Genomic DNA, 13,045 nt, shown 5'->3' with positions numbered 1-13,045 from the left:
TCGGTAGCCGAAAACAAAATTCGGCACAAGTGTATTTTTCATCATTCATTAGGGGATTCCCCAACGTACGCTATACAACTGATAAAATACCTAGTTCTATAACGATGTAAAATATACAATTTAATTCTATAGATCAAAACTGACATTGTCAAGGAAAGGGTAACAAAGAATGAGCAAAATCTAAATTATTTTATAAATATAGGGTAAGCGATTACATTTTTGCATAAATGAACAATAAATGTACTAAAAATAAGGGATAGGTTCTTTACTGGAAGAACCTATCCCTTAACCTTATATTATTCATCTTCAAGTAACTTAAATTCATCGTCTGACTCTTCATTCACATCTTTTGCTATATCGATCTCATATTCTTCACGAACTCGTTTTGAAATCTCGTCACGAATCGTTGAATTTTCTCTGAGATATTGTTTAGCATTCTCACGTCCTTGACCAATTCGCTCTTCATTATAGGAATACCACGAGCCGCTCTTGTTAATAACATCTACTTCTGAAGCCATATCAACAAGTTCACCTTCACGCGAGATTCCTTCTCCGTACATAATATCCACTTCTGCGACTCTAAATGGAGGTGCTACTTTGTTTTTGACTACTTTTATCTTGGTTTTATTCCCAATGACTTCTGTTCCTTGTTTTAATTGTTCTGCTCGTCTGACTTCTAAACGCACTGTTGAATAAAATTTCAATGCTCTTCCGCCTGGTGTTGTTTCTGGGTTTCCAAACATAACGCCAACTTTTTCACGGATTTGGTTGATGAAAACGGCAATGGTCTTGGATTTGTTAATAACACCTGAAAGCTTACGCAATGCTTGAGACATTAAACGGGCTTGTAAACCTACGTGTGCATCACCCATTTCGCCTTCAATTTCAGCACGAGGAACAAGCGCTGCTACCGAATCGATAATCAAAATATCTACTGCACCACTACGGACAAGCGCTTCAGCAATTTCAAGAGCTTGCTCACCTGTATCTGGTTGAGAAAGAAGCAATTCATCAATATTTACGCCCAAATTTTTAGCATATGTTGGGTCAAGTGCGTGTTCAGCATCAATAAATGCTGCAGTCCCGCCTTGTGCTTGAACTTCTGCAATAGCATGTAGCGCTACTGTTGTTTTACCAGAACTCTCTGGGCCGTAAATTTCAACAATTCTTCCGCGTGGATAACCACCCACACCAAGTGCAATATCTAATGCTAGCGATCCACTTGATACCGTAGATATATTTTGATCAGTATGCTCCCCAAGTTTCATAATGGAACCTTTACCAAATTGTTTTTCGATAGATTTTAATGCTTGTTCTAAAGCCGCTTGACGATCATTCACAATATTGCCTCCTTCTTATTCTGGAAAAGTCTTTATTTCTCACTTCCATAATTCCTAGAACTACTATATCTTATTTTAATATGATAAGCAAGCAAAAAGCGAATAAACGTTCGCTTTTTTTATTTACATGAAACAGAGCGCTTCTGTAGCTAATATTATAGCTTGAAATCCATCGTCCGTCTATTTATTTTTTCTTGGAAAATATGGCGTGTTCATTCGGTTTTATCTCTTTTTAATCCTTAAGTTTATCTAAAAAATTACGAATCACTTGAAACCCTTGTTTTACTGCTTTTCGACGATTCATATTACGATCTTTTCCAAATTTAAATAAATAGGCCGTTGTTTCAAAACCACTCACACTTAACCCAATCCAAACTGTGCCAGCAGGATGCCCTCCGAGACCATCTGGACCGACAGCACCAGTAAAACTAATCCCCATTTCAGTTTGACAAGCTAAACGTATATGATCGGCCATCTCTTTAGCACAAGCTGCACTAACAACACCTTCTTGCTCAATCACATCTTGCCTAACCTTTAACAAATGGTGCTTTATCTCTTCGCTATAAGTTACCATGCCACCTGCAAAAATTTTTGAAATACCGGGAATGCTGGCAAGTTCTGCTTGAAACAATCCAGCAGTTAAACTTTCAGCAGCTGAAATCGTTATCTTTTTTTCTAACAATTCTTTAGAAACGACTTCTTTTAATGACGTATTTCCGTAGCCATAAAAATAAGTCCTTTCTTTTTTAAGTATCTTCAATTCAGTCTCATCTAATAATTGCAAAGCTTCTTCTTTCGTATTGGCAGTAGCAGTAATTCTGATTTCTACTTCATCTTGACTAGCATATGTCGCAATTGTTGGATTCCTTTGTTTGGAAATTAAATCGCTTAAATCATCGGCTAGCTTCGATTCCCCTATCCCAAAAAAATGCAGTATACGTGATTCTAAATGAACCATTTCATCATTTAGCCCGAGGATAATCGGTTTCGCATAGTTTGTAAACATTGGCTGCATTTCAGAAGGTGGACCTGGAAGTAAGAAATAAGCATGTTTATTCTCAGTCAAATACATGCCAGCAGCAAAACCGACATCATTTTTTAAAACTTGTGCGCCTTGAATAACCAACGCTTGCAACTGATTGTTTTGTGTCATTTTGCGCTTATTGGCTGTAAAGTAATGCGCTATTTTTTGGAGGTGTTCTGCATCGATGATAAGACTTTTACCGAGATATTCAGCTAAAACTTGCTTTGTGATATCGTCTTCTGTTGGTCCAAGTCCTCCAGTAAAAATAAGAAAATCGCTTCTTGATTCTGCAACTTTAATTACTTCTAAAAGTCGTTCACGATTATCTCCTACAACGGTCTGATAATACGTATAAACCCCTAATCCAGCAAGTTCTTTTGCTAAAAAAGTGGCGTTTGAATTGATGATTTGTCCAAGAAGAAGTTCAGTTCCAACAGCAATGATTTCTGCTTTTTTCATGACATAACGCGCCCTTTCAGTTCTAGTAAAAAACAAGCGCACGATGAAATGAAAGAATACGTGCGCTTGTTATCGTTTAAACTTACATGGATCCCTTAAAAATACCACGATTTCTATAAAAATAATCAATACCGGACCAAACCGCAAAAAAGGCACAAACGTATAAGAAAATTAAATCTACACGAATACCACTCCAAGCAAATGGAAAATTATTAAGTAACATTAATGGAATAGCAATCATTTGTGTAAATGTTTTAATCTTACCAAGTTGACCTGCTGCCATCACTTCTCCAGCCTCAACCAAGAGCAATCGAAGTCCAGTAACAGCTAGTTCACGACTAATAATTAAAATGATGACCCAAGCCGGTGCAATCTGCATTTCAACTAAAACAATAAAAGCCGCAGTCACAAGTAATTTATCAGCCATTGGATCAGCAAATTTCCCAAAATTTGTAATTAGATGATACTTCCTAGCCAGATGACCATCAAACCAGTCAGTAAGAGCAGCTATAATAAAAATAAGCGTTGCGATTAAACTCGTCACCCGGATAGTGGAACCAAGCCATGAAATACTTCCAAAATGAAATGGAACAACACACAAAATAACAAAAATAGGGATTAAAATTATACGCGCTACAGTAAGCTTATTAGGTAAATTCATTTTTTTCGCTCCTTTTATGTACTAAAGCATGAAGTAGAAGATCATAAGGATTTACGTTCTCTACTCCATGCTTATCACATTATTTAGTTAGTATCAGAAGATGTATCTTCATCCTTTTCAAGGTTAATCGTTAGGACTTGTTTAACAGGTGATGAGTCAAGCTCGATTTTTTCGTCGTTAATTTTTACTGTTGTAGCAGGCGCATTCCCAATAACAATAGATATGGTGGATTCGCTACCGGCATCAATTGATCCAGAGCTATCACCAGCATTCAACGTTTTATTATAAAGGCTATTTCCACTTTTTCCAGAAATACCTATCCACGAAGCTGCGTCCTCTGCACTGACCTGAACACTTAATTTATCAGCGTTTTTGACAGTATACGTTGTGGTGTTACCTGATGTTTCGCCTTTAGTAATTTCTGTTTTTTTGTCGGATTCTTTTTTCTTTTCTTCATCTTCTTTTTTGTCTTTATCAGCTTTTTTCTTTTCTTCGTCAGACTTACTGTTTGATTTCTTGGTGGAAGACGAGTTGGTATCATCTTGGAGATTTACTTTGGAATCGCTATTTTTGTTTTTCGTCGCACTATCATTTGAACCGCCACTTGCAAAAACAAAATACCAAATAATAAAGAGAATAAAAAGGATAAAGAGCACAATCAAAACTTTAGGTAAAATATCAAACAAACGATGACGCCCATGACCACTTCCTCCGACCGAATGAGCTGCAAGTGAGGACGCTTTTTTTCGAGCGCGCCTTTGTTCTTGTTCGGGGCCCTCTTGCTGTGTTTTAGGGACTTCTGTTTCAAATTCATTAAACAAAGCTTCACTATCTAAATCCACTGCTTCAGCATATTGTTTAATAAAAGCTCTTGCATAAAACTTCCCCGGCATCACTGAGTAATTCCCTTGTTCAATTGCTTCTAAATAACGCTTTTGTATTTTTGTTACTTGTTGTAGATCGTCTAAACTGAGTCCTTTTTCCGTACGTGCTGCCTTCAGTTTATCGCCTAATTCAGTCAATATTAAACACCTGCCAATAAGTTATTTTCTTTTTAAAAACTACATATGCCAACCGCCATTTATCCCAAGCGTTTGGCCAGTAATGTAGCTTGCATTTTCACTAACTAAAAACAAAACCGCATTTGCTACTTCATCGGTGGTCGCCATTCTACCAAATGGGATCTCGCTTTCCGTAGCTTCTTTTTCATCTCTATTAAAAAAATCCATCATTTTTGTATCAACAGCACCTGGCGTAATACAGTTCACGGTCGTTCCACTATAGGCTAGTTCTTTGCTAAGTGCTTTGGAAAAAGTAATCTGTCCGCCTTTAACAGCGGAATAAACCGACTCCATGACAGCACCCATTTCTCCCCAAATCGAACTAATCAATATAATGCGACCTTGTTCTGACTTTGTAATCTTCGGTGAAAGATCACGTACTAAGCGCATCATCGCGTATAAATGAACATTCCAAAGCTGACTCATTTCGTCGTCTGTTGTATCTGTTAAAAGCTTATAAACAGTATTTCCAGCAGCATAAATCATCATATCAAGCTGGAATATACTTTCGCTGATTGTCGTCACACTTTGGTGCTCATTTAAATCAGCTTGGATTGGAATATATTCTCCCGGAAAAAGGGCAAGCTCCTTAAGTAAAGAAGAAATCGCTTTTTCACCTTTATTATATTGTAAGTAAAGGTTATAACCGCGTTTGGCAAGCTTTAATGAAATTGCTGTGCCAATATCGCCACTTGCACCGATAATCAAACAATTAAAACGTCCCAAATCCAATCAAAAACTCCTTATATCCATTTACTTCATGATAGCATGACTTGAAAAAAAAAACCATTTTTTCACTAAGATTTCCTAAAAATCATTTTACTCGGGTAAAATTTGGAAAGTAGTAAAACGATTTTCATCAGCTAAATGCTGTAAAAATTGGTCAATATCTTGTTTTGTAATCGCGTAAATCGCTCCTTGGATATCAAACAAAGAAGCCTCTTCAAAGATATAATGACTAAACATTTGAGCAATAAACTCATGTGAATTAAGCGAACGCAAAAATTGGCCAATTTTTTTCCGTTTCACAAGTTCCAGCGCCTCTTCGCTGACACCATGTTTCGCGGTATCAAAAAACACGTTTACAATTTGTTTTGCTTGTTCATCTGGATCTTTTGCATCGCCACCAATAAGCACAAAAGAAAAGCTATCTTGTAGTGAATAATCAAAACCAAATGTATCATCAATGACGCCTTCATTATAAAGCGTTAGATAAGCATCGCTCGTTGCCCCAAATAGCAACTCTAAAGCGATTTTAGCTTTCATCTCATGTTTTACAGCGTCCATTCCGGATAGTTTACCAATATCTTCTTTAATGCCTACAAGATTTTTAGCAATTTGTACAGGAAGCTTGATTTTACGCATTTTTGTTGCTACTTCAGCTGGCTCTTCTTTAAAAGATCGCTTAACTGGTTTTGCTTCTGGAAATGTTTTTTGAGCTTGATTACGACGAATTTGTTCCATCATCTCTTCAGGTTCTAAATTCCCAACAACGAATAAAACCATATTACTTGGATGATAAAATGTATTGTAGCAAAGATAAAGCAAATCTTTATCAATTTCAGCAATGGATTCTACTGTACCAGCAATATCAATTTTTACCGGATGATGGTGATACATGTTTTCAATCGCTCCAAAATAAACACGAAAATCCGCATCATCATCATACATTTGGATTTCTTGCCCAATAATTCCTTTTTCTTTTTCAACCGTTTGCTCTGTAAAATAGGGCTCTTGGACAAAATCCATGAGTATCTCTAGATTTTCTGAAACATTTGATGTGCTAGAAAACAAATAAGCTGTTCTTGTAAAAGAAGTGAAAGCATTTGTAAAGGCCCCTTTTTCACCAAATTTAAAAAAGACATCGCCATCTTCTTTTTCAAATAGTTTATGTTCTAAAAAATGAGCAATCCCATCTGGTACATGTGTAAGTTTATTTTCACCAATAGGCACAAATGTATTATCGATCGAACCATAATTAGTTGTAAAAATGGCATACGTCTTATTAAACCCTGTCTTAGGCAGCAAGAAGACCTTTAGACCGTTTTCAAGCGTTTCATGATAGACCGTTTCGCGAGCTTCTTTAAAATCAATTTTCTTCATGAATAGCTTCTCCTTTACTCAAGAAATAAATGGTATCTAGCTTGATCTTATTTATGGCCGTGACGACTTCTTGTTTCGTCGTTTGCTTAATTTGTTCAATCCAATTTTCTAAGGTTAAATCTTTCCCACGCAATACATTGTTATAATGAAGTTCGATTAAACCTTGCACGTTATCACCTGTTTCTAGCAATTCGTTAATATACATTTGTTTTGTTTGCTCTAACTCCTCTTCAGTGAAGTCCGCCTCTTTCATTGCTGTTACTTGTTCACCAATGATCGCTAGTGCCTGTTGATAATTTTTTTCATCAATTCCCGCAGTAATTAACATCACGCCTTTAAAACTATCAATGCCACTTGAAGCATAATAAGCAAGGCTTTCTTTTTCTCTTACATTAATAAAGATTTTGGAATTCGGATAGCGGCCAAGCAACCCATTTGCTAATTGCATCGCCACAAAGTCATCATCGCCAAATAAAGTATTTGTACCATATCCGATCACAAGCTTCCCTTGATTAATTGGCTGTATTTCATTAATTTCTTGTGACTGACTACGTGCTTCAAACGCCAAAAGATTTGCTTTTCGTTCATTCCGCTTTTTAAAAGGGAGTTTTTCAATTAATGGGATGATTTTATCACGTGAAATATCGCCACAAATAAAGACATCAATGATATCATCAGCTAAAAACTGTTGATAATATGTATAAAGTGATTCAGCAGTAATTGAGTCAATATCCGCTAACACGCCTAATGCTGAATAAGCGAAAACATCTCCAGCAGACATTTCTTCCACTAAACGTTTATTTGCATACCGAATTTTATCATCAAATATGCTTTCCAGTCGGCTTCTTAGATTGGCTTTTTCAACCTCCAGTGTCGCATCATCAAAAGCATAATCAAAGACAAGAGGTTCAAAGAAAACAGTCGTTAAAAAAGCAAAGGCTGCTTCTAAAAGCTTGTCTCCTTCTGCCACTAATTTCCCGTCCACAAGGTCTAAAATGACAGTTAAAATATGTTCATTTCCTTTTTTTTCAACGGAGGTATAAAAATCAGCCCCATATAAATAAGCTAGTTTTTTACGAAAAGCCGTTTGTGTCGGATATTTTTTGTTGCTTGTTTCAAATAAAATGGCAAGCAAAGAACGCTTTGTTAAAGTTTCACGTTCTAATTGCGCCCTAAATTTAAAAACGATTCGATTTGACTTATATTTATCTGTTTCAAGTAAATTTACGTTTATAGCACCAATTTTTTCTTGATAAACTTGCATCGTCATACCCCTTTCTATCTAGCTATCCATCAGTTATTTTACCGTAAACGCTAGGATTCTACAATTATGAACCCTTTTATACGCAAAAATTAGGCCATAAACGAAATAAATCGACGACACGTTTTCATTCGATTTATTTTATTTATGGCCCAAAATCATGTTTTATTTGCCTTTAATATAATTAACGCCATCAGCTTTCGGTGCCTCTGATTTACCAATAAAGCCAACTAGTGCCAAAATCGTCAGCACATAAGGAACAATTTGCAAGTAAACATCAGGAATCTCTTTAAAGAATGGCAATGTGCCTCCTGTTACAGCCAAGCACTGCGCAAATCCGAAGAAAATAGCAGCCCCCATCGCACCAAGTGGATTCCATTTCCCAAAAATCATGGCTGCAAGTGCCATATATCCTTGGCCAGAAATCGTTGCATGGCTAAAGTCGAGTGTAAAACTTTGAGCGTAAACCGCGCCGCCAAGACCCCCTAAAATGCCGGATATAATAACCCCTTGGTATCTCATAAAGCGCACTTTTATCCCCATTGTATCTGCTGCTAGTGGATGTTCACCGACAGAGCGTAATCGAAGCCCAAAACGAGTTTTATAAATAATCACATAAGCCAAAATAGCAAAAAGAATGGCAACATAACTCATTACTGGTACATTTCTGAAGAAAATTTCACCAATAATGGGAATATCTTTAAATAGTGAGATATCTGGTTTTCCAAAATAATAGGAAATCTGACTTGTTTGCCCTTTACCATAAATGACTTTAACTAAAAAAAGAGACAAACCCGTTGCTAAAAAATTAATGGCTACACCACTAATAACATGATTTGCCCGGAAATTGATGGTAGCAACAGCATGAATCAGTGAAAAAACGCCACCAACAAGCATTGCTGCAACAAGAGCAATCCACGGTGTAAGTGCACCAAACACATTTTGAAAAGTTAAATTAAAGACGATGGCTGAAAAGGCCCCCATGACCATCATGCCTTCAAGGCCGATATTTACAATTCCTCCGCGCTCAGAAAAAACGCCGCCAAGCGCTGTAAAAATAAGTGGCCCAGCCATAAGCAGCGTACTTGAAACAATCGTTGCAAAAATCGCTGTCATTCCGCCTTCACTCCCCTTCTTAATTTTGACCTCACAAAATTAATGATATAACTTGACGCAACAAAGAAAATGATAAGCGCGATAATGACATTAACAAGCTCATTAGGAACACCAGCTACAGCAGGCATATTTAGCGCACCGATTTTAAGAGCGCCAAATAATAGCGCAGAGAAGATAATGCCAATCGGTGAGCTTCCACCAAGAAGGGCGACCGCAATCCCATCAAAACCGATACCTGGAGAAGCATTCAAAATATAAGCATTTCCATATGTACCAAGGCCTTCCATCACTCCAGCAAGTCCAGCAAGTGTTCCTGCTAATACCATTGCTGTAATGATTGTTTTTTTTACACTCATGCCTGCATATTTTGAGGCATTTTTATTGAAACCAACCGCTTCGATTTCATAACCAAATGTCGTTTTATTTAATACTAACCACATGATAATCGCCATACCAATAGCAATCATAATCCCCCAGTGTAGCGTTGAATACTGGGTTACTTTTTGTAAAAAGACCGATGCAAGTGATGCCGAATTATGAATCGTAGCTGTTTTATCTAATCGATTTGTAAGTACGTTTTGGACGATATAATTAAAAAGATAAAGAGCTGTATAGTTTAGCATAATTGTGACAATTACTTCATTAACTTTAAGCGTTGCTTTTAAAACCCCTGGAATCAATGCCCAGAAAGCACCAAATAAAGCACCAACAATAATAGCAAGTGGTAGGTGAATCCATTTCGTCAAACCATCAAAATGAACAGCCATAATAATTGAACCAATCCACCCCATAAGCATTTGTCCTTCAGCTCCGATATTAAATAAACCTGCTTTAAAAGCCACTGCAACGGATAAACCGACTAAAATATAAGGTGTAGCTTGCCGAATTGTTTCCCCAATGTAATATGGCTGGCCAATGATTCCATTCATAAGCGCACTGTAACCTATAATCGGATCGTACCCGAAAAACAGCATGATTAGCGCTCCGGAAATAAGGCCTAAAATAACGGCTGTTACAGGAATAATGAGTGCATTTAACATTGATTTTACCTTTGTCATGATCCTGCCCCCGTTCGTTTTTTGCTTCCTGCCATGAGTAGGCCTAGCTCTTGTTCAGTGGTCTCTTCTGGTTTCACAATAGCAACGATTTTACCTTCATAAATGACGGCAATTCGGTCACTCACATTCATAATTTCATCTAGTTCAAAGCTCATTAACAAAACTGCTTTTCCTTTATCACGTTCTTCAATTAAACGTCTATGGATAAATTCAATAGCACCAACATCAAGGCCACGTGTTGGCTGAGCTGCAATTAAAAAGTCAGGATTACGACTAATTTCTCGGGCAATAATAGCTTTTTGCTGATTCCCTCCAGAAAGGGATTTTGCTGCAACATATTCACTACTTGTGCGCACATCATATTCTTTAATCAATTCTCGGGCAAAATCATACATCGCTTGATGATTCAAAAAACCAGCGTTAGAAATCGGCCTTTTATAATAGGTTTGTAGCGCGATATTTTCACCGATTGTCATTTCAAGAACTAATCCATGTTTATGGCGATCTTCAGGAATATGGCCCAGTCCAGCTTCAGTAATTTTGCGAGGTCTCCGGTTATGAATAAAACTTCCATTAAGTGAAATCGAGCCATGTGCTATTTTCGTTAAACCGCTAATTGCTTGGATTAACTCGCTTTGTCCATTTCCATCAACACCAGCAATTCCAACAATCTCACCTGAGCGAACAGTTAAATTAAGCCCACGTACACTTTCTATCCCCCGACTTTCTTTTACCACTAGATCTTTAATTTCAAGGACATCACTTCCAGGTAGACTCGGCTTTTTTTCGGTTTTAAAAATAACTTCACGCCCTACCATCATATTCGCTAATTCTTGCGGGTTGGTTTCAGAGACCTTCACGGTCCCCATACTTTTCCCACGGCGAATGACAGTGACACGATCACAAACGTCCATAATTTCTTTTAGTTTATGTGTAATTAAAATAATTGATTTTCCTTCTTTAATTAACGTTCGCATAATCTGTGTTAATTCTTTAATTTCTTGTGGGGTAAGGACAGCTGTTGGCTCATCAAAAATCAAAATATTAGCGCCCCGATAAAGTGTTTTAAGAATTTCGACACGTTGTTGCATGCCAATTGAAATATCGCGAACCTTCGCATGTGGATTTACACGCAACCCGTAACGTTCTGAAATTTCTTCTATTTCTTGGATCGCTTTTTTCTTTTCAATCATTCCAAGCTTACTTGGCTCTTTTCCCAAAATTATATTTTCAGCTACTGTAAATTTATCAACTAACATAAAATGCTGATGAACCATACCAATACCGAGTTCGTTTGCTTTATTTGGGCTACTAATGTTTTGCTCTTTTCCGCGAACACGTATTTCTCCTCCATCTGGTTCATGCAAGCCAAAAAGTACATTCATTAACGTTGATTTCCCTGCACCATTTTCACCTAACAGAGCATGAATTTCTCCCTGCTTTAACTGTAAGGTAATGTTATCGTTCGCTACAAATCCTGAAAACTCTTTCCTGATTCCTAACATTTCAATAACATACGCCACATTCGCACTTCCTTCCATTCCGTTTTCAATTAACATCGCACATTCTTATGTAATGCGTTTATTCCTAATGAGCAAGATTTGCAATCATTTTTAACCAAAAAAGAGCTTGAGCACATAAACAAAATAAATCGGCGTTAAGCACAAGATTCTAGAACATTTTCGCTCAATTGTCGTGCTTAAATACACACGTTTTTCCTATTTATGGCTCAAACTCTTTTTTAATTAAGGCTTGCTTGGAACTTTAATTTCACCGCTTATCATTTTCTTTTTATATTCCTCTACTTTTGTTAAAACATCTTTTGAGATATTATCTTGATGAGGAGATAAGCCTACAGCATCTTTATCAAGCCCGTACTCAAGCTTTTTACCACCAGGGAAATTCCCGGCTTTTGTGCGCTTAGCTAGGTCTTCTACAGCAATATCAACACGTTTGACTTCAGAAGCTAAAGTGACATTGTACTCCTTACCATCGTTCGCTTTTACTTTGCCTTCATCCCACTGATCACGGTCTACACCGATGACCCAAACATCGCGACTAGGGTCTTTTTTCTTAAGATTTTTCGCTTCAGCAAATACGCCATTACCCGTTGCCCCTGCAGCATGGAAAATAACATCTACACCACCTGAATACATCGCAGAAGCAATCTGCTGTCCTTTATCTGCTTTGGCAAACTCGTTTGCATATTGGACCTCTACTTTGACGTCAGGATTTGCAGCTTTAACACCAGCCGTAAAACCCGCTTCAAATCGATCAATAACAGCTCCTTTGACACCACCAACAAAACCTACTTTCTTTGTTTTTGTTGTGAGGGCGGCGACAACACCGGCTAAAAATGAGCCATCGTTGTCTTTAAAGCCAATGCTTGCAACGTTCTTATGACCATCAATCGCTTCGTCTACAATGGCAAACTGCTGATCTGGTTGTTGTTTTGCGATAGTTGTAAGCGCTTCTTTTATTTTGTAGCCAATACCCAAAATAAGGTTATAGTTACTACGAACAGCAGTATTCAAATTTGTTTTATAATCCGCTTCTGATGAAGATTGCAAGTAATTATAGCCATCTGTCCCTTTTTGCAAATGATTGTCCTTACCAAATTTTTCCAATCCTTCCCAAGCAGATTGATTGAACGAACGATCATCAACTCCACTCGTATCAGTGACCATGGCTAGAGTGAAGTTTTTGTTACTATCTTTCTTATTATTACCACTTGATCCACAAGCTCCTAAAAAAACAGCTGATGCTAAAATCATAACGAGTGCTAAAGCAAACGTCCGCTTTTTCACCTTTAAACCCCTCCTATAAGACAAATTATTTGCTAGCATGATCCAGTAGGTTATGTAAAAAATGGTTCAATAAAACTAGATGCTGCTAACTATAATTAATATACCATGAACAAAAAAATAAATATAGAAAAAGATCATAAAATAAGATGAAGAAT

General features: G+C 37.2%; 11 protein-coding genes. All 11 read right to left on the bottom strand.

Features of this window, described 5'->3' with window-relative positions; all coding sequences use genetic code 11:
* Positions 1-296: 296 nt before the first annotated feature.
* Positions 297-1,340 (bottom strand): recombinase RecA, encoded by a 1,044-nt coding sequence (gene recA, locus G6Q10_RS03460; RefSeq protein ID WP_163652895.1) that lies wholly within the window; start codon positions 1,338-1,340, stop codon positions 297-299.
* 232 nt (positions 1,341-1,572) lie between these two features.
* Positions 1,573-2,823 (bottom strand): competence/damage-inducible protein A, encoded by a 1,251-nt coding sequence (locus G6Q10_RS03455; protein WP_163652892.1) that lies wholly within the window; start codon positions 2,821-2,823, stop codon positions 1,573-1,575.
* 82 nt (positions 2,824-2,905) lie between these two features.
* Positions 2,906-3,484: a CDP-diacylglycerol--glycerol-3-phosphate 3-phosphatidyltransferase gene (pgsA, locus tag G6Q10_RS03450; RefSeq protein WP_163652890.1), complete on the bottom strand. Its 579-nt coding sequence runs from the start codon at positions 3,482-3,484 to the stop codon at positions 2,906-2,908.
* 83 nt (positions 3,485-3,567) lie between these two features.
* Positions 3,568-4,506: a helix-turn-helix domain-containing protein gene (locus G6Q10_RS03445; RefSeq protein WP_163652887.1), complete on the bottom strand. Its 939-nt coding sequence runs from the start codon at positions 4,504-4,506 to the stop codon at positions 3,568-3,570.
* A 39-nt stretch (positions 4,507-4,545) separates the two neighbouring features.
* A complete protein-coding gene (gene ymfI / locus G6Q10_RS03440) occupies positions 4,546-5,277 on the bottom strand; it encodes an elongation factor P 5-aminopentanone reductase (protein WP_370519505.1) in 732 nt (243 codons plus the stop codon).
* Between the two features lie 87 nt (positions 5,278-5,364).
* Entirely contained in the window at positions 5,365-6,648 is a 1,284-nt protein-coding gene (yfmH, locus tag G6Q10_RS03435; protein WP_163652884.1) for an EF-P 5-aminopentanol modification-associated protein YfmH, read from the bottom strand.
* Positions 6,635-7,918, bottom strand: coding sequence for an EF-P 5-aminopentanol modification-associated protein YfmF (yfmF, locus tag G6Q10_RS03430; protein ID WP_163652881.1), 1,284 nt, complete (start codon positions 7,916-7,918; stop codon positions 6,635-6,637). Before yfmF ends, yfmH begins: the two co-directional genes overlap by 14 nt.
* Positions 7,919-8,074: 156 nt before the next feature.
* Positions 8,075-9,025, bottom strand: a complete 951-nt coding sequence (locus G6Q10_RS03425) for an ABC transporter permease (protein ID WP_163652878.1) — start codon at positions 9,023-9,025, stop codon at positions 8,075-8,077.
* Positions 9,022-10,065: an ABC transporter permease gene (locus tag G6Q10_RS03420; protein ID WP_163655698.1), complete on the bottom strand. Its 1,044-nt coding sequence runs from the start codon at positions 10,063-10,065 to the stop codon at positions 9,022-9,024. Before G6Q10_RS03420 ends, G6Q10_RS03425 begins: the two co-directional genes overlap by 4 nt.
* 14 nt (positions 10,066-10,079) lie before the next feature.
* Positions 10,080-11,606 (bottom strand): ABC transporter ATP-binding protein, encoded by a 1,527-nt coding sequence (locus G6Q10_RS03415; RefSeq protein ID WP_163655696.1) that lies wholly within the window; start codon positions 11,604-11,606, stop codon positions 10,080-10,082.
* Between the two features lie 222 nt (positions 11,607-11,828).
* The gene (locus G6Q10_RS03410; RefSeq protein ID WP_163652875.1) at positions 11,829-12,890 is read right to left on the bottom strand and encodes a BMP family lipoprotein; all 1,062 of its coding nucleotides are present in this window, start codon (positions 12,888-12,890) and stop codon (positions 11,829-11,831) included.
* Between the last annotated feature and the right edge of the window lie 155 nt (positions 12,891-13,045).

Source organism: Listeria sp. PSOL-1 (assembly GCF_902806445.1).
In the GTDB taxonomy this organism is placed as follows: domain Bacteria; phylum Bacillota; class Bacilli; order Lactobacillales; family Listeriaceae; genus Listeria.
This window is presented reverse-complemented; position numbering and strand designations above follow the sequence as displayed.